General features: G+C 63.0%; 15 protein-coding genes. 10 read left to right on the forward strand and 5 right to left on the reverse strand.

Annotated features, from left to right (window positions below):
• Nucleotides 1-267: 267 nt before the first annotated feature.
• The 3 genes from Q0J54_RS05705 to Q0J54_RS05715 all read right to left on the reverse strand — a co-directional run bounded on the left by Q0J54_RS05705 (nt 268) and on the right by Q0J54_RS05715 (nt 4,735).
• Complete coding sequence (locus Q0J54_RS05705) at nt 268-1,299, reverse strand: hypothetical protein (protein WP_296304497.1); 1,032 nt, start codon at nt 1,297-1,299, stop codon at nt 268-270.
• Between the two features lie 487 nt (nt 1,300-1,786).
• The gene (locus Q0J54_RS05710; RefSeq protein WP_296304498.1) at nt 1,787-3,496 is read right to left on the reverse strand and encodes a 30S ribosomal protein S1; all 1,710 of its coding nucleotides are present in this window, start codon (nt 3,494-3,496) and stop codon (nt 1,787-1,789) included.
• Between the two features lie 144 nt (nt 3,497-3,640).
• Nucleotides 3,641-4,735 carry a tetratricopeptide repeat protein gene (locus Q0J54_RS05715; protein ID WP_296304499.1) on the reverse strand — a complete coding sequence of 365 codons (1,095 nt, stop codon included), beginning with the start codon at nt 4,733-4,735 and terminating at the stop codon, nt 3,641-3,643.
• Nucleotides 4,736-4,970: 235 nt separating this feature from the next.
• On the opposite strand from Q0J54_RS05715, the gene Q0J54_RS05720 reads away from it, so the two are divergent.
• The 6 genes from Q0J54_RS05720 (at nt 4,971) to hisG (ending at nt 12,142) form a co-directional block, all read left to right on the forward strand.
• On the forward strand, nt 4,971-5,870 hold the full coding sequence (locus Q0J54_RS05720) for a DMT family transporter (protein ID WP_296304500.1): 900 nt from the start codon (nt 4,971-4,973) through the stop codon (nt 5,868-5,870).
• Between the two features lie 18 nt (nt 5,871-5,888).
• Nucleotides 5,889-6,518, forward strand: a complete 630-nt coding sequence (gene rdgB, locus Q0J54_RS05725; RefSeq protein WP_296304501.1) for an RdgB/HAM1 family non-canonical purine NTP pyrophosphatase — start codon at nt 5,889-5,891, stop codon at nt 6,516-6,518.
• 164 nt (nt 6,519-6,682) lie between these two features.
• Nucleotides 6,683-9,724, forward strand: coding sequence for a flagellar filament capping protein FliD (gene fliD, locus Q0J54_RS05730; RefSeq protein ID WP_296304502.1), 3,042 nt, complete (start codon nt 6,683-6,685; stop codon nt 9,722-9,724).
• Nucleotides 9,725-9,764: 40 nt separating this feature from the next.
• Nucleotides 9,765-10,550 (forward strand): flagellar export chaperone FliS, encoded by a 786-nt coding sequence (fliS, locus tag Q0J54_RS05735; RefSeq protein WP_296304503.1) that lies wholly within the window; start codon nt 9,765-9,767, stop codon nt 10,548-10,550.
• Nucleotides 10,551-10,810: 260 nt separating this feature from the next.
• Entirely contained in the window at nt 10,811-11,191 is a 381-nt protein-coding gene (gene hisI / locus Q0J54_RS05740; RefSeq protein WP_296304504.1) for a phosphoribosyl-AMP cyclohydrolase, read from the forward strand.
• Between the two features lie 57 nt (nt 11,192-11,248).
• Nucleotides 11,249-12,142 carry an ATP phosphoribosyltransferase gene (gene hisG, locus Q0J54_RS05745; protein ID WP_296304505.1) on the forward strand — a complete coding sequence of 298 codons (894 nt, stop codon included), beginning with the start codon at nt 11,249-11,251 and terminating at the stop codon, nt 12,140-12,142.
• 425 nt (nt 12,143-12,567) lie between these two features.
• Here hisG and Q0J54_RS05750 read toward each other — a convergent pair whose 3' ends face one another.
• Both Q0J54_RS05750 and Q0J54_RS05755 read right to left on the reverse strand, forming a co-directional pair.
• Nucleotides 12,568-12,819 (reverse strand): hypothetical protein, encoded by a 252-nt coding sequence (locus tag Q0J54_RS05750; RefSeq protein ID WP_296304506.1) that lies wholly within the window; start codon nt 12,817-12,819, stop codon nt 12,568-12,570.
• Between the two features lie 39 nt (nt 12,820-12,858).
• Complete coding sequence (locus Q0J54_RS05755) at nt 12,859-13,596, reverse strand: sulfite exporter TauE/SafE family protein (protein WP_296304507.1); 738 nt, start codon at nt 13,594-13,596, stop codon at nt 12,859-12,861.
• Nucleotides 13,597-13,741: 145 nt separating this feature from the next.
• On the opposite strand from Q0J54_RS05755, the gene Q0J54_RS05760 reads away from it, so the two are divergent.
• The 4 genes from Q0J54_RS05760 (at nt 13,742) to dsrK (ending at nt 18,152) form a co-directional block, all read left to right on the forward strand.
• Complete coding sequence (locus tag Q0J54_RS05760) at nt 13,742-14,791, forward strand: hypothetical protein (protein ID WP_296304508.1); 1,050 nt, start codon at nt 13,742-13,744, stop codon at nt 14,789-14,791.
• A gap of 131 nt (nt 14,792-14,922) precedes the next feature.
• The gene (locus Q0J54_RS05765; protein ID WP_296304509.1) at nt 14,923-15,450 is read left to right on the forward strand and encodes an RsbRD N-terminal domain-containing protein; all 528 of its coding nucleotides are present in this window, start codon (nt 14,923-14,925) and stop codon (nt 15,448-15,450) included.
• A 23-nt stretch (nt 15,451-15,473) separates the two neighbouring features.
• Nucleotides 15,474-16,493, forward strand: coding sequence for a sulfate reduction electron transfer complex DsrMKJOP subunit DsrM (gene dsrM / locus Q0J54_RS05770; protein ID WP_296304510.1), 1,020 nt, complete (start codon nt 15,474-15,476; stop codon nt 16,491-16,493).
• Nucleotides 16,494-16,505: 12 nt separating this feature from the next.
• Nucleotides 16,506-18,152: a sulfate reduction electron transfer complex DsrMKJOP subunit DsrK gene (dsrK, locus tag Q0J54_RS05775; protein WP_296304511.1), complete on the forward strand. Its 1,647-nt coding sequence runs from the start codon at nt 16,506-16,508 to the stop codon at nt 18,150-18,152.

The following is an 18,152-nucleotide window of genomic DNA, read 5'->3' on the forward strand; positions in this document are numbered from 1 at the left end:
GTGTTCTTTAGTTATGGTCATGGGGTCAAGCTTACCCCATGACCATAAAAACATCAATAGCGTTAACAGGCCCTAGGAGCGCGGAAGCGCGGGGCGGAGAGCGGTGCGCCCCGGCACGGGCGCGAAAAAAAAAGGGAGGCCGAAGCCTCCCTTTTGTACGGCATGTGCCGCCGGTCGGAAAATCCGCCGTTGTTTTTCTGTAAGGTCGCGGGCGGTGCGCGCAGTCCGCGGCGGGCGTGTCCTGTCGGCCCTGCAAGGCGGGCCGCTTCAGTCCTCGGGGAAGTAGCGGGCTTCCTCCTCCGGGATGTCCGCGCCGTTCTCGTAGCGGTCGTCCCGCCAGATGAGTGTCCAGGTGCAGGGCAGATCGTCTTCCAGCGTGACTAAAGTAATAAAAGGGGCGGGCATATCGACGTGCAGGTAACGGATGTCTCCGTAGGGAGCGGAGAGATAGATGCCGGGCACGAAGACTATATCATTGCTTCGGCAGACCAGCGGGCCGCCGCGTTGTCCTGCGGGAGCCCACCAGGGGGCGTTCTGGTTTGGCAGGATGACGGGCTCGGGCACGGGCGGCAGGTCCGCCGGGATGGGGTAGCGGCTGAGAGCTTCATAGAATTCTGATTCGAACGCAAAGTCCGGCATATCAGATCGTTGAGGTAAATAATCTTTCAGCATGGAGTGTTCCGAGGAATACATTTGCGAGATGTCCACGCAATAGGGGGCTATTCCTTCTGGCGTTCCCGTGAGTGTGACGTTTTCAGCGGCGAGACGGAAGGCTTGCCAGGCCAGCATGGTCAGTGCGGCTTTTTCCGGGATGATGGGATCATACATGGAGTGGTAGCCTTCTCTGGGGTGTATTCCCTGGAAAAACCAGGCCAGATTAAACAGGCAGCGTTTGGCCTGCGAAGCGAGAAGGGGAGCTGGCGGTACGATGCCGAGGGCGCGCTTGTCCCCCCTGCGCAAGCGGGCCAGGGCGGCGCGGTACTCACAGCGCCATTTGAGCTTGTACTCCCAGCCTGGCCAGATGGTGAACGGTTTGGTGTCAGGGGGCAGCCCGACACCGTAGGTGCCGAAAGGTTTGGTGGCGAGTTCGGGGAGCAGGCTCTCCATTTTGTTGATGACCGCGTCAAAGGCGGCAAAGGCGCGCGCCCAGGCCGTGTAGGAGCTGTGACGCTTGATGACCCAGAAAAGCTGCCGCCGGACGGCATCGGGCAGTTGCTCCGGAAGTAGCCAGGCATATCCGTCCTCGTCGAGCGGCCGGATAGATACGTTTTCCTTACTGGAGGCGTCGTCAGCAGGCATGGTGTTCTCCTTGTATTCGGGCGGGGCATCCTCGTTGATAGCGTGGATAGGGCGGCCCTGCAAGGCGTAGGTCTGGAGCGTTTTCCTTTAGAAAGGGAAAACGCGAGGTGGCGGCACAGCGCCGCCCGGCCCAAACCAAGCGGAAGGATCGCGTTTTTTCCTCGAAACGACAGGCCGTAGGGGATGAAACGCCAAGCGTCTCACACGGAAAATGTCCCAGGGGCTGCCACCACAAATTTTATAAATAATTTCAATGGATATGCAGAATAGTTTGTGCATGTCCCGCGCTTTTTGGGGCGGGCATGCCTCGTGTTCCCGATTCTCCTCCCGGAAAAAGCGCGCTGGGGAAGGGATGGGGGCTTGGGGGAAGGGTGTGAATAGTGGTGACAGGCCTGTTGCGTCGGACAGCGGACGGAGCGCGTCGCCGCGACAAAAAAGGGGAGGCCGAAGCCTCCCCTTGCCATATACGCTGTTATCCGCCGGAAGATCAGTTTTCGCTGTTTTCCTGCGCGGCCTTGAGCAGTTCGCCCAGGCTCTGGCCGGATTCCTGCGGGCCGGCATGGAATTCCTTGGGCTTGCGGCGTTCTTCCTCGTCGCGGATCTGCTTGATGGACAGACCGAGGCGGCGTTCTTCGGCGCTGACATGGATGACCTTGGCTTCGATTTCCTGGCCTTCCTTGTACATTTCGGCCGGGGTCTTGACCTTCTTGCCCGACAGTTCGGACACATGCACGAGGCCCTCGATGCCTTCTTCCACTTCCACGAAGAGGCCGAAGTCCGTGATGTTGGTGATCACGCCCTTGACGGTGCAGCCCACGGGGTAGGTGCTGGGCACATGGCCCCACGGATCGTCCACCAGCTGCTTGATGCCGAGGGTGAACTTTTCGTTTTCCTGGTCCACGGTGAGGACCTTGGCCTGCACGGTGTCGCCCACCTTGTAGAGTTCGTTGGGGTGGCGCACCTTCTTGGTCCAGCTGATGTCGGAGACGTGGATGAGGCCGTCGATGCCGTCCTCGATGCCGATGAACATGCCGAATTCGGTGATGTTCTTGATGACGCCTTCCAGGATGGTGCCTTCAGGATACTTTTCGGCCACCAGTTCCCAGGGGTTGGGACGCACCTGCTTCATGCCGAGGCTGATGCGCTTCTTTTCGCCGTCCACGCCGAGGATGACCACTTCCACTTCATCGCCGGTGTGCACCATCTGGGAAGGATGACGCAGCTTGCGGGTCCAGGACATTTCGGAGATGTGCACGAGGCCTTCCACGCCGGGTTCCAGCTCCACGAAGGCGCCGTAGTCCACAAGGTTGGTGACCTTGCCGGTGCACTTGGCCCCTTCGGGGAAGCGGGCGGAGATGTCCTGCCACGGATCGGGCACGAGCTGCTTGAGGCCGAGGGAGACCTTGTTGTTCTCGCGGTCGAAGGAGAGCACCTTGAGGGTCAGGTCCTGACCCATGGTGATCATTTCCTTGGGATGGCGGATGCGCTTCCAGCTCATGTCCGTGATGTGCAGCAGGCCGTCGAGGCCGCCCAGATCCACGAACACGCCGTATTCGGTGATGTTCTTGGCCTTGCCGTGCACGATCTGGCCTTCTTCCAGCGTGCGGAGCAGATCCTGTCGCTTGGAATCGCGCTCCTCTTCCAGCAGGACGCGGCGGGACACGATGACGTTGCTGCGGCGGCGGTTGATCTTGAGCACGCGGAATTCGAATTCCTGATTGACCAGCGCGTCCATGTCCGGCACGGGGCGCAAATCTACATGGGAGCCGGGCAGGAAGGCTTCCACACCGCCGATGTCCACGGTGTAGCCGCCCTTGATGCGGCGCACGATGTGACCCTTGATGACCTGATTGGTCTCCTGCACGTCCTCAAGCTTGTCGAAGACCTGCATGCGCTTGGCTTTTTCAAAGGAGAGGGTGATGGTGCCTTCGCCTTCGTTCTTGCGAACGACGTACACATCCACCGTATCGCCCACCTTCACGGTCATGTTGCCGGCGGAATCACGGAATTCGCTCGCCGGGATCTGACCTTCGGACTTGAAATTCACGTCCACCAGCACATTGTCGTCGTCAACGCGAACGATCTCGCCCTTGACGATGGAGCCTTCTTCGAGTTCGCCGAAGTCGGTGTTGAGGTAGTTTTCAAGGGCGCTTTCGAAATTCATTTCGTTTTCGTGCCCGGTTTCCTTGTCAGCCATCTGCCATGCCTCCAAACAAATATTTCCCTCATATTTTTGAGGGTGAGCGACCATAGCAGAAATGCAAAGGGAAGACAAGGGGCGGCAGGCCGTCCGCCCCGCGTCCGGCGTCTTTTTTCACAGGGATGGCCGCGGTTGGCGACCTTATTTCCGGCTGTCCCGCTGCTGCGCCCGCAGGTGGGCTTTGGCGTCGGGATCGCCGTTTTTGGCGGCCAGCTCGTACCAGCGCTGGGCCTCGCTGAGGTTGGCCTGTACGCCCGTGCCCTGATCGTACATGAGCCCCATGCTGTACATGGCGGCCGCCTCGCCGTTGTCCGCCGCCTTGCGGTACCATTCCACGGCCTTGGCGTAATCCTGCGGCACGCCGCGCCCCTGTTCGTACATGTAGCCCAGATTATACTGGGCCTCGGCATAGCCGGCCTCGGCGGCGCGGGTGTACCATTCCACGGCGCGGGCGTTGTCCTGCGCGAAGCCCCGGCCCTCGGCGTACATGAAGGCCAGGTTGTTCATGGCCTTGACGTGATCCTGCTGCGCGGCCCGCTCGAACCAGTGCGCGGCCTTGGTGTCGCTCTGATTGCTGCCCTTGGCGTTGAGGTAGGTCCAGCCGAGAGTGTACTGGGCGTCGGCCAGGCCCTGGCTGGCGGCCCGGCCGTACCAGTCGATGGCGTCGTTTTCCCGCTTGGGGACGCCGCGCCCGTGCGCGTAGAGGTAGCCCAGCGCGAACTGGGCTTCGGCCAGCCCCTGTTCGGCGGCCTTGCGGTACCAGCGTGCGGCCTCCTTGAAGTTGCGTTTGACGCCGCTGCCGGTGCAAAGGGCCGTGGCAAAGGCGGTCTGGGCGCGCATCTCGCCCTTGTCGGCCGCCTTCTTCAGGAGGATGGCCCCTTGCCTGGCATTCCGCTTGACGCCCTTGCCCTGCATGGTCAGTTCGCCCAGCACATAGAGGGCTTCCGGGTTCTCGGCCCTGGCCAGCGGTTCCGCCAGATCCGCGGCCCGGGAGAACTCGCCGGCGTCCAGCGCCTTTTGCACGGCCTGCAGGGCCTTGCCCTGTTCGGCGGCCAGTTTTTGCGCCTCGGGCGAGGGGGCGTTTTCGCCGGCCGTGTCCTGTGACGCCGTGGCGGCCGCCGGAGCGGCGGGCGCTTTGGCCGGGGCGGCCTGTGGGACGGCGGGCGGCAGGGCCAGCGTCAGACTCAGGAAGAAACACCGCGCAAGACGCGCGGAAAGGGACGAGGTCATGTTCATGTATGCTCCGAAAGGCCGTGCCGTCAGGGAAGAGGGCGGCCGCACGGCAAGGACCGGCCCTTGCCGAGCCTAGCCGCTTCATCGTCAAAAGGGAAGAGCCGGCGCGGCCGGTTCCCCCGCAGGGCTGACGGACGCATTGACGCCGGCGTCCCCTGCGGCTAGGGTCGCCTGACCGGCGGCAGACCGCCGGCGGGGCCTTCCGCCCCGGGAAAGCGCCTTGCGGGGGAGGGAGAACATGCGGGAAGCGGCAGCCGGATACGGCATGGCCCTGCTGGCCACCGTCATCTGGTCGGGCAATTTCGTGGTGGCGCGGGCCGTGGCGGACATGATCCCGCCCTGGCAGTGCAATTTCTGGCGCTGGGCCGTGGCCTTCGTGGTCTGTCTGCCCTTCGCCTGGCGGCATATCCGGCGGGATGCGCCCCTGTTGCGCCGCCACTGGCGTTACGTCTCGCTCATGGCGCTGCTGGGCGTGTCGCTTATGAATACCTTTTTCTACAAGGCCGGACAGACCACGCCCAGTCTGAACATGGCCCTCATCGCGCCCACGGCGCCGGTCATCATCCTGCTCCTGTCCCGCATCATCTACGGCGAACCCATCAGCCCCCGCCGTCTGGCGGGCATGTGCGTGGTCATGGCGGGCATCGTGGTGCTGGTCAGCCGGGGCGACTGGCAGCGGCTGGCGGGCCTGCGCTTTGCCGGCGGCGATCTCTGGTCGCTGGGCGGGGCGCTGAGCTTCGGGCTGTATTCGCTGTTCATGCGCTCGCGGCCGGCCGGGCTGTCCACGCTGGGGTTCTGCGCGACGACCTTCGGGCTGGGGAGCCTGTTCTGTCTGCCCGCCGTCCTGGCCGAGATGGCTTTTCTGCCGCCCGTGGACTGGAGCCGGGAGGTCGTGATCGGCATCCTCTACGCGGGCGTGGGCTGTTCCTTCGTGTCTTTCAGTCTCTGGACGCGGGCCATTGCCGGCATCGGGCCGGTACGGGCCGGCATCGTGTATTATTCCCTGCCGCTCTATGCGGCGCTGGCCGCCTGGCTGGTGCTGGGGGAGGCGGTGACCGCCGCGCAGGCGGTGGGCGGGCTGCTCATCGTGGGCGGCATCGTGACGGCCACCCTGCAGACGCACAGGACGCCATCCTGATCTTATGAGGAGGAGAACATGACGACGTGCGAACAGGTGGTCCTTGCCACCAGCAATGCCGGCAAAGTGCGGGAACTGGCCGGACCGCTGGGCGCCCTGGGGGTGAGGGTGCTCGGGCTGGACGGCTTCCCCGGGCTGGGCGACATCGTGGAGGATGGAGACAGCTTCGAGGCCAATGCCCTTATCAAGGCGCGGGCCGTGGCCGCCCACACCGGGCTTGTCAGTATCGCCGACGATTCCGGCCTGGAAGTGGACGCCCTGCACGGCGCGCCGGGCATCCATTCGGCCCGCTATGCCGACGACTGGGAATTTCTTGCCGGAGAAAGCCGGGACGCGCGCAACATCCGCAAGCTGCTGCATGCCCTGCGCGATGTGCCCGAGACGGCGCGGGGCTGCCGTTTCGTCTGCTGCATGGCCGTGGTCTTCCCGCCGTCGTTGGGCGGACGGGAATGGACCGTGCGCGGGATATGGGAAGGGCGTCTGCTCACGACCCCCCGCGGAGAGAACGGCTTCGGCTACGATCCGGTGTTTTGGGACCCCGGGCTGGGGCGCGGCGCGGCCGAGCTCTCCCGCGAGGAAAAGATGGCCCGCAGCCACCGTGGCAGGGCCCTGCGGGCCCTGCTGGACGTCTGGCCGGGCAGGCCCTAAATATTTGCCGGGATACGCCGTTAGGAACAAAAGATACATGCGGCGAGAGCGTCCCTGAGGCGTGTCCTGGGTGGTGTCCTTGGCGCGGATCTTGCAAAAATGCTTTGCCGGGAAAGTCTTTCCCGGGGAACGCCTACCGTCTTTTACTATCAAGCGAGGTCGCCATGTCGAGTTCCATCTCCGGCTCCATATATTATTCCGGCCTGAGCGGTTCGGGTACCGACTGGACCCAGACTCTGGAGCAGCTCAAGCAGATCGAATCCATCCAGCTCAATCGCCTCAAGGCGTGGCAGGACGACTGGAACCTGCGCTACCAGGCCTTCGGCAAGATCATCGAGGCCGCCCAGAGCACCAAGAGCCAGATCGCGACGCTCAAGAATCGTGACAACTTCGTCTCAAAGCTGGTGACCAGCTCCGATGACAGCGTGGTGACGGGGACGGCCAACTCCAATGCCCAGGACATGCAGCACACCATCAATGTGAAGCAGGTGGCCAGCAACTCCGTCTGGGCGAACAAGCACGTCTTTTCCTCCAAAAACGACATCATCAACGGAACCGACCATGCGGTGGACTTCAAGTTCACCTACGGCGGCAAGACGGTGTCCATCTCCATCCCGCCCAACACCACGCTGGATTCCTTCGTGAGTCTGGTGAACAATTCCAAGGACAATCCGGGCATCACGGTCAGCACGGTGAAGACGAGCGGCGGCTATCTCTTCCAGGTGGCCGGTCAGGATACGGGGGAGGAAAACAACCTCGTCATCTACAACTGCGATCTGACGGGCATGTCCGCGGCGGGGACGAGCTCCTCCTGGTCCACCAGCAAGGAGGTGGATCTTGGCGAGGTGCTCACCGATCCCAGTGATTTCGTCTTCGACCTCGTCTACGACAACGGCACGAAGAAGTCCATTACCATCAGCGGGGCGTCCACCCTGAACGACCTTGTGTCCGCCATCAATTCCCAGACGGGGCGGTCGATCGCGAGCCTCGATTCCAGCGGCAACCTGAAGCTGGACGGCGTGCAGTCCTTCAAGCGCCGTGAGAGCTCGGAAGACGCGGACGTGCCCCCCAGCGTCAAGGTCTATGCCGGGACGCAGGACGACATGGACGAACTTCTGGTTCCCGGCGGCACCGGCGCGACCGAACTGACCTTCAACGTGGAGGTGGACAAGGGCCTCGGCTACACGAGCACTATTTCCGTGACGGTCAAGGACAATGTGACCCGCGAGGAATTCCTGGCCACCCTGGCCCAGGCCACGGGCAACACGGCCAATATGTCCATGGACGACGACGGTCGCTGGTACATGAGTCTTGCCGGCGTGGAGAACATCACGCCCGTCGGCGGCAGCGGCAGCATGCCTTCCGGCATCACCGTGGAACAGGTGGCGGCGACGGGGAATGCTGAAGATTTTGACGCCGGTACAACCACGACCTTCGACACGACCCTGACCTTTACCAAGGACAAGCTGACCAATCAGTTGAGCGATGCCGATCCGCCGAAGGAGCTTGTCTATACCTTCACCATGAAGGATGGCACGACGAAGACCGTCACCATCGACAGCAACAAGACCAATGAGGAGCTGCTCAATGCCATTAATCAGGCTATGGGCGGCAGTATCGTCACCGAAAGCAACGGCGACAAGACGCTCAAGCTGGCCGATGTGCGCGGCATGACGCTGACGCAGGGCTATGTGAGCGATCAGGGCTACAGCGCCACGGTCAATGCGGAAATGACGATCCAGGCGAATAGTGTTGCCCCCCAGCCTGGGAGTGGGGGCAACGGCAGCGGCCTGCTGGAGACGCCGCCGCAGCTTGAATACACCGTGGTGAAGAATGATGGGTCGGAAGTGAAGGTCACTCTTGCCAGCGGCTCGACCATGCAGGATGTGGTGGACGAGCTCGAGAGGCAGCTCGGGGCCGGCAACGTGAGTGTTGACAGCGAAGGCAAGCTGGTCGTCAAGGATATCGTGTCTCTGACCGGCCCCGGCATCACCGGCCAGATCACGGATTCGGACAACTGGAACATCAAGCAGTCCGCCAACGCCATCTATACGGTGGACAACTGGCCCATGGAGCTGGAGAGCGAGTCCAACTCCGTGACGGACGTCATCGAAGGGGTGACCTTCAACATTCAGAGCGTCGGCGAGGCCACCATCAACGTCAATACGGACGTGGACGCCCTCCAGGAAAGCGTCCAGACGTTCCTGGATGCCGTGAACAGCCTGCTGGTGACGGTGCAGACCTTCACAGCGTACGACGAGAACGCGGAAACCACGTCCACCGACCCGGACGACGACAACTACAGCATGTCCCAGCTGACCTCGCAGAAGGGCGGCCTTCTGCAGGGCAACTACGGCGTACAGCTCTTCAATTCGCGCTTCAAGTCCGTATTGAGCGGGACCCCGGCCGGTTATCAGGGCCGGACCTCGGCGGACGACATCCTGTCCGGCGACCTGCTGGCCAACCTGGCCAACCTGGGCATCAAGACCGATACCGACCAGAAAAGCGAGACCTACGGCCAGCTGGTCATCGCGCCGTCCTCCGGCATCGGTTCCCTCCAGGATCTGGACAAGGAAAATTACAACACCATGCTCACCGAGAACATGGAAGCGGTGGTGGACTTCTTCTGCGGGCCGAGCACGCCGGGCACGTCCACCACCAACGCCTTCCGCTACGCCAGCAGCGTGCAGGGCATCACGCAGGCCGGCACCTACGACGTGAGCTACGAGGTTGACAGCGCCGGCAATATCCTCGAAGTTTACATCAACGGCGTCAAGGCAAGCAATGACCCCAGCATGGGCAGCAATTACTATTCCTGCCCATCGGGAGACGCCCGCGGTCTGTCCATCATCATCGACGACCTTTCGCCGGGCACGCACGAAGGCCAGGTGCGCATCAAGTACGGCCTGCTGGACACGGTGGACAACTTCCTCAAGCAGGAACTCACCTGGCAGGATACCGGCTCGTCCATCGATGACGATTCGCTGGCCATCAAGTCCCAGAACGGCGCCCTGATGATCCTGCAGGACAACTACAAGACCATCATGGAGAATATACAGGACAAGATCGACCGGGAAAATGAGCGTATCTCGCTTTGGGAAGAGCGACAGAAGGCGGCATTTGCCCGGCTGGAGACCCTGCTTGCCCAGTATAATAAGACGCAGACAGCCCTTGAGAGCCAGATCGGTCAGTTGAGCGGCAGTTAACAGACGGAGTGACAGCCGCTTTCAGGAAGGAACGGAACGGATGAATACTCGCGCTACGCAAGCCTATATGCAGACCAACGTCGGTACGGCCGATCAGGGGCATCTCTTGCTGATGCTCTATGACGGGGCGCTGAAATTCCTGCAGCAGGCCCGCGAAAAGATGCTGGAAAAGGATTATGCCGCCAAGGGCATCCTTATTTCCAAAGTCATCGATATCGTCAATGAGCTCTCCTCCTCGCTGAACATGGAGCGGGGAGGGGATCTGGCGGTCAATCTCAGCAACTTGTACTTTTTATGTACGGCACGCCTGCTTGAGGCCAATCTCAAGATGAGCGTCGAGCGGCTGGACAGCGTTTCCCAGATACTGTCCGGGCTGCGCAGCGCGTATGCCCAGATCATCGACAAGCCCGAAGCCAAGCAGGCTGTCGCCGAGATCTCCGCCCGCATGAAGCCCGCCGCTTCCATGCAGCAGCGTAAGGCCGTGCCGCAGGCCATGTCCGGCCTGTCCGGTCTGGCCGGTGGACACATGCCCAGAGCTATGGCGCAGGCGGCTTACGGACGGAATGCCATGCGGCTTGAGGAGCCGGTCGCGGACGCCGCCGTGGCGGCATCGCCCCAGCCTTCCTCCCCTGCGGAGCCGCCCGTCGCCGCGCCCCTCGCGGCGCAGCAGATGGCCCGGCCCGGCGTCAGTCCTGCCGGCCCCGCCGCGGCACAGTCACAGCCCCGGGCGGCTGCCGCGCCCGCGGCGGAGGCGGAGGATGCGGCGGCCAGGCAGCGCCTCAGCGGTTTGCCGCCTCGACGCATCCCGAGCGTCTATAAGCAATAGCTCCGGCGCGGCCGTAGTGAGCCAAGCTGGGATATGTCCCGCACACAACAGCCGGCCTGCTGCATGACAGCAGGCCGGCTGCGCGCGTCGGAGGGGCGGGGAAGCCGCGACGCGTCACGCAAGCTTCACGAAAACGAGAGACGGATGGCACGCATCGCCCTTGCGTCTCCGGGCATTTGCGGCTAGCGTGCATCTGTCCGCGGTCGCCGCCATCCGCTTCGGACGGCAGGCGCGCGATCCATCCCATAAGGAGAACTGCTATGTCCACGGCGTTTTGCCCTGATTTCAGCAAGGGGCTCGTGCCTGCCATCGCGCAGGATGCGGCAACGGGCGAAGTGCTCATGCTGGCCTACATGAACGAGGAGGCCTGGCAGCGCACGCTTGCCACGGGCGAGGCCCACTACTGGAGCCGCAGCCGTGGCGAACTCTGGCACAAGGGCGGGACGTCCGGCCATGTGCAGAAAGTCCGCTCCATCCGTCTGGACTGCGACAACGACACCATCCTGCTGCGCATCGAGCAGATCGGCGGCGCGGCCTGCCACACCGGACACCGCTCCTGTTTTTACCGCGAATGGAAGGACGGCACGGTCAGCGACTGTTCTCCCGTGGTGTTTGACACCCAGAGCGTCTACGGCCGCTGAAAGGCCGGGCGCGCTGCACGCTTAACACAACAGGGCGCATTCGCCCGGAGCCAATGCATGAACGCACAACCACAACCCATCGTCAAACTGGGCGTCCCCAAGGGGTCGCTGGAAGAAGCCACCATCAACCTCTTCGACCGCGCCGGCTGGAAGATCCGCAAGCACACGCGCAACTATTTCCCCGAGATCAACGACCCGGAGATCAGCGCTTCCCTCTGCCGGGTGCAGGAGATCGGGGGCTACATCGCGGCGGGCATCCTGGATGTGGGCATCGTGGGCCTGGACTGGCTGCATGAGGTGGAGCACGACAAGGATGTGCAGATCATTTCCGAGCTGACCTATTCCAAGACATCGAGCCGCCCTTGCCGCTGGGTGCTGGCCGTGGCCGGCGATTCGCCCTACCAGAAGCCGCAGGATCTGGCCGGCAAGCGCATCGCCACCGAATTGCAGGGGCTGACGCGCAAATATTTTGCCGGACTGGGCATCGACGTGGACATCTTCTATTCCTGGGGCGCCACCGAGGCCAAGGTGGTGGAAGGGCTGGCCGACGGCATCGTGGAGGTGACGGAGACCGGCACGACCATCCGGGCCCACGGGCTGCGCATCATCGACGAGGTGATGTGCTCGTACCCCGTGCTCATCGCCAACCGCGACGCCTGGGCCGACCCGCGCAAGCGCGCCAAGATCGAACAGATCGACCTGCTCCTTCAGGGGGCGTTGCGGGCGGAAAACCTGGTGGCCATCAAGATGAACGCGCCGGCGGACCGCCTTGACGACATCCTGCGCATGCTGCCCTCGCTCAATTCGCCCACGGTGTCTCCGCTCCAGAACGAAAAATGGCTTTCCGTGGAAACGGTGGTCAATATCGATGTGGTGCGCGATCTCATCCCGCGCCTGCGTCAGGCCGGCGCCGAGGGCATCATCGAGTACGCGCTGAACAAGGTCATTTAGGGGCGTCGGGTCTGTTGACGCGAGTCGCTGTCTGTTTGGGGGAAGGGAAACTCCTCGCTCTGCCGTCGATACCCGTAAGGCGTCTGCGTCGCCTGACGGGCACGGCCCTGCGGGCCGCCTTTCGCTCGCTCCCTTCCCCCCCAAGCCCTCTCATCCCTTCTCCAGAGCGCGTTTGCCGGGGAAGCGTCGGGCAGACGAGGCAAGCCCGTCCCAACGGCGGACGGATCGTGTATGGATGATTTTTATCCACTGCAATAAGCGGATTCATACTGGCGGGCTCCAGGGGGAGACATCTCCCCGGCCGGCTGAAAGCAAGGCCCGCACCCGGTATCCCGCGTCATTGGCGGGCCGGGTGCGGGCTTTCGTCAGAGATGGCCGGCGGCAGGGCGCTCATGCGCTCGTGCCGGACGGCTGCGCGCGAGGGGTCATTCGCACTTGATGATCAGGTTGCGCATGGGGGTTTCCCCCACGGCGGACGTGTTCTGGGACATGATCTGGTATTTGCCGCCGTCGCACATGTCGGCGGCCTTGTTGTAGCATTCGGCCCAGTCATTATCCATGCCGTTGCAGTTGACGGAATAGCCCTCCGTGCCGTCAGGCAGGCGGGCGGTGTTGGCGCCGCCGCACCCGGCGGTCAGCGCGGCAAGCAGGCAAAGTGCCGGAACCAGTGCTTTCATAACATTTCTCCTGTGCGTGTTGACCGGGGGGCGGGAGCGTCAGCGCAACAGCGCCCGCCCCATGCCGATCACGGAAATCAATATGAGGAAAAGCAGCACATAGCGCTTGAAGCGCGCCTCATCCACGCGGTGGAACCAGCGCGTGCCGATCCACATGCCCAGCCACATGAAAGGCAGCGCCACAAGGGCGTCATTCAGGCTTTGCCGGGACATGAGGCCGGAGTGGATGAAAAAGGCTGATGTCAGCACATCCAGCGCCAGAAAGAAGACGATGAGCGTGGCCCGTGCCGCTGCGGCCGGCAGGGTGATCAGCATGAACAGCACCACCGGCGGGCCGCCGTTGGATGATGCGCCGTTGACGAAACCGGTGGCCGCGCCCACGGCCACGACCCCGAGCGGTCCCAGCGGGCGCGACGGCCTGATGCCGGAGAGCAGCGCCAGCGTCAGGATAAGGACAAGAGCATTGACGCCTACGGTCATGGCCTGCGCCGGGATGTGCAGGAGCAGGGACATGCCCACGGGCGTGAGAGGGATGACCCCCAGCAGGAGCAGGCCCATCAGCTTCCAGTGGCACTGCCGCCAGACAAGGGGCGCATGCGCCGCGCTGGCCCAGATCTCCCAGAGCAGCAGGAGCGGCACGACCTGCGCCGGTGGCAAAACGAAGGTCAGCAGCACCAGCGCCAGCATGGAAAAGCCGAAGCCTGTGGCCCCGCGGATGATGCCCGCCACAAAAACCGAACACGCCACATAGGCGTAGACAAGCCATCCGAACGACATGGCCGACCTCCCTGCTGCTCCCGCGGCGGGAGCATGTTCCCGATAGCACAACCCCGTCCGGAAGAGAAGGCTTTACGAAGGCGGCGTAATGGCCTATGAATAAAAAAATTCACAACGCGCCTCAGGCGTGACCCGGCAGGAGCTCATGAAGAATTCGCACGGCGTGCTAAGCGGCACACTCAGTCTTGCCCTTGTGGCGGTCGTCTACTGTGTCTGGACAGCTTTCGGCAATGACGTCAATGTCTGTGTGACCGAGGGGTGCAGCCTGTATCAGGACGCCAATCTTGGCGGCGTATCCCTCTGGTGGATCGGCGCCGTCACCTTCGCCGTGCTGGCGCTGCTGGCGCTTGTGGGGGCGGCGCGCGTGGGCCGCGTCATCGCCGGGCTTGCCCTGGCGGGGGACATCCTGCTGCTGCTGCTCATGGCCGCCACGGCCCCGTGCATCAGCTGCCTCGGGGCGGCCGTGTTCTTTGCCGGCGTGTACGCCTGCTTCCGGCGGGCGGACATGGACCCGCAGGGCAAGGGCGCGCCGGTCCGGCGATCCCTCCTGGTGCTGTGCTGGCTCGTGCTCTTCCTCATCAATGCCGGCGCTTCGGCTCGCCTTGCCGCGTCGGTCTGGAGCATCAGCGACCCCAGCGGCGCGCCCTCGGTGCGCGTGTTCTATTCGCCGTCCTGCACGGCCTGTGCCCAGGCCATCGATGCCCTGTCCGGCAATGTGAGCGTGGCCTTCTATCCTGTGGCCGAAACGCCTGAGGATGTGTACATGGTCGCCGCCATGCGTGAGGCCGTGGAGCGCGGTCACAACATGAAAGAAGCTCTTGAGCTGGCCAAAAAGGCGGAAGATCCCGGCGGACTGGCCGCGCTGTCGCCCGATATGCTCTGGCTGCGCCTGCGTCTGCTGCGCAACAAGGCGCACGTCTACCTTTCCGGCTCGCAGACCGTTCCCTTCATCGAGTATCGCGGCCTGCCGTCCATGCTGGCAACCCGTCCGCAAGGCGGGGCCCGCCGGCAGGAGGAGGCCCCCGCCCGGGAGCCGGCCGCGCGACCTTCCGCGTCCTCGCTGCCGCTGGAGCCCGTGATGGGGGGACTGACGCCGCGCGGCGGGACGGGGGCACAGGGGGTGTCCGGGAACGCGGATCCTTTTGAGGACCCGGTTGCCGGAAGCTGCGGCGGGCAGACACCCTGCCCCGAATAGCCCGGGTCCGCCCGGCCTTGCTGTCACGCCTGCGTCGTGTCCTGTTCCGCGCGGAACAGGGCTTGACGCGATGTGCGCTTGTTTCGTATATCTAAACGCCTTTTGACTCTAGCTTGTGAAAAGTTGGGCCCATGAAAATTCATGATATCTTCCGCCCGCAGAAAGAAGCGGTGATCAGCAAATGGATAGAAGCGGTCTATGCCACCTATCCGCTGGAAACAACAGGTTTTCTCAGAACACGAAAAGATCCCTTCACCAATCCGGTGGGGGACATGACGCACGAGGCGGCCGGACGCCTGTTCGATGCCGTGTCCGGGGAGGACACCGACCCGGTGACGGTGCGGCAGGCCATTGACCGCTTTGTCCGCCTGCGGGCCGTGCAAAAGATGACGCCCAGTCAGGCCATCGGCGTGTTTTTCCTGCTCAAGCCCATCATGCGCGAGCAGCTCTTGCCGCTGTGCACGGGCGACAGGGCCCGTGCCGCGTATCTCAATGCGGAATCACGGCTGGACAGCATCGTGCTGCTGGCCTTTGATATGTACACGGAGGCGCGCGAGACGCTGGCCGAATCGCGCATCACCGAGATCCGCTCCCAGTGCGCGCAGGTCGTGCGCTGGGCGCAGACGGTGGATGGCAGCCCGGTTTCGGGCAAAAGCTAACACATTTCCAAGCGAGGTAGGGAATGATCGCAGCGTTGGCGATGGTGGCGCTCATCGGGTGCATCGCCTGGGCGGGAGCGGCCGGCGGGCTTGCTTTCCTGTTCAGCGTGGTGCTGCCCTATGTGGCGGTAATCATCTTTGTAGTGGGCGTCATCAGGCGCATGGTGTATTGGGCGAAGTCGCCCGTGCCGTTCCGCATCCCCACGACGGGCGGCCAGGAAGCGTCCCTGGACTTCATCAAACAGGAAAAATGGGACTGCCCCTGTACCACCGGACAGACGGTGGTGCGTATGCTGCTGGAAGTGCTGACCTTCCGGTCTCTTTTCCGCAATACGCATGCCGAAGTGCTGCTGAACGACCCGGTCAACAAGGGCCCCCGTGTCGTCTACTATTCCTCCAAATGGCTGTGGGTCTTCGCCCTGCTGTTCCACTACTGCTTCCTTGTGGTGATCATCCGGCATTTCCGCTTCTTCCTGGATCCCGTGCCGGCCTGCATCACCTGGATCGAGACCTTCGACGGCCTCATGCAGGTGGGCGTCCCGCGCTTCTACGTCAGCGGCGGTCTGCTGCTGGTGGCCCTGCTCTTCCTGCTGACCCGCCGTCTGGTCAATGAGCGCGTGCGCTACATCTCGCTGCTCAATGACTACTTCCCGCTGCTGCTGCTCATCGGCATCGTGGCCACCGGGCTGTGCATGCGCTATTTCGACAAGGCCGACATCGCCTCCGTCAAGGTGTTCATCATGGGCCTCGTGCATCTCTCGCCCGTGAGCACGGCGGGTCTGCCGTCGCTCTTCGTGGTGCATCTGACCTTCGTGTGCGTGCTGCTGCTGTACTTCCCCTTCTCCAAGCTCATGCACATGCCGGGCATCTTCTTCAGCCCCACGCGCAACGTGCCCAACGACACCCGCCGCGTGCGCCACGTCAACCCCTGGAATCCTCCGAAGCAGTTCTTCACCTATGCCGAGTACGAGGATGAGTACCGCGAGTTCATGGCCGAAGCTGGCCTGCCGCTGGAAAAGCAACCCGAAAAGGCCGCCGAGTAAGGAGTTTACATCATGGCTAAATTGCCTACGCCACACGAACTCATGGCCAGCCGCAAGGACTTTCCCGCTGGCAGCTGGCTTGACGTAAAGCCGGAATTCGCGCCGGGCAGCTTCTGCTATCCGGCCAAGGTCGAAACCATGGAGCGCCTGCACATGCCGCACCCGCATGAGTGGGACCCGGCCGCCGAAGACTGGAATCTGCCCGACAACTGGGAAAAGATCCTCTGCGACGCCTTTGAGGAACGGCTGGAAAAGCACCGCTCCCTCAAACTCTTCATGGACATCTGCGTGCGCTGCGGCGCCTGCGCCGACAAGTGCCATTTCTTCCTGGGGACCAATGACCCCAAGAACATGCCGGTGCTGCGCGCGGAACTGCTGCGCTCCCTCTACCGGCGCGACTACACCATGCTGGGCAAGCTGCTCGGCGTCAGCGTGGGCGCGCGCGGCTGGGACAAGAGCGTGGTCAAGGAACTGTTCTACTACGCCTATCAGTGCACCGAGTGCCGTCGCTGCTCCCTCTTCTGCCCCTACGGCATCGACACGGCCGAAATCACGGCCATCGTGCGCGAACTGCTGCATGAAGTGGGTCTCGGCACGCACTGGATCATGGACCCGGTGAAAAACTGCTCCTTCACGGGCAACCACCTGGGCATCCAGCCGCACTCCTTCGTGGAGATCGTGGAGATGCTGGCCGACGACTGCGAGACCATCACCGGCATCCGCCCCAAGACGCCTTTCAACGAGAAAGGCCACGAGATCCTCTTCATCACGCCTTCCGGCGACGTGTTCGCCGATCCGGGCATCTATACCTTCATGGGGTATCTGCTGCTCTTCCATGAGCTGGATCTCGACTACACCTTCTCCACCTATGCTTCGGAAGGCGGCAACTTCGGCTCCTTCGTGTCCTTCAACATGGCCAAGAAGCTGAACGCCAAGATGTACGCCGAGGCCGAGCGCCTGGGCGCGAAATGGATCCTCGGCGGCGAATGCGGCCACATGTGGCGCGTCGTCAACCAGTATATGGCCACCTACAACGGTCCGGCCCCGTCCTGTATGATGGACGTGCCCACTTCGCCCATCACCGGCACGCGCTTCGAGAACGCCGCGTCCACCAAGATGGTGCATATCGCCGAATTCACGGCCGACCTCATCCGAAACAACAAGATCACGCTCGATCCCAGCCGGAACGATCACATCATCACGACCTTCCATGATTCCTGCAACCCGGCGCGCGCCATGGGCCTGCTGGAAGAGCCCCGCTACGTCCTCAAGGCGGTGTGCAACAACTTCGTGGAAATGCCGGAAAACACCATCCGCGAGCAGACCTTCTGCTGCGGCTCCGGTTCCGGTCTGAACACCGAAGAGATCATGGAACTGCGCATGCGCGCCGGCATGCCCCGCGGTAATGCCCTGCGCTATGTGCAGCAGAAGTACGACGTCAACCACATGGCCTGCGTCTGCGCCATTGACCGTGCGACCCTCACCCCCCTGGCCAATTACTGGGCCCCGGGCGTGACCGTGAGCGGCCTGCACGAGCTGGTGGGCAACGCCCTCGTGATGAAGGGCGAACAGAAGCGCACCATGGACCTGCGCCAGGAAGACCTGCCCAATGTGGATCCCGATGAACCCGAAGACGATGCGGAGCAGGGGGAGGAGTAG

It is taken from the genome of uncultured Desulfovibrio sp. (assembly GCF_944324935.1).
Classification (GTDB): domain Bacteria; phylum Desulfobacterota; class Desulfovibrionia; order Desulfovibrionales; family Desulfovibrionaceae; genus Desulfovibrio.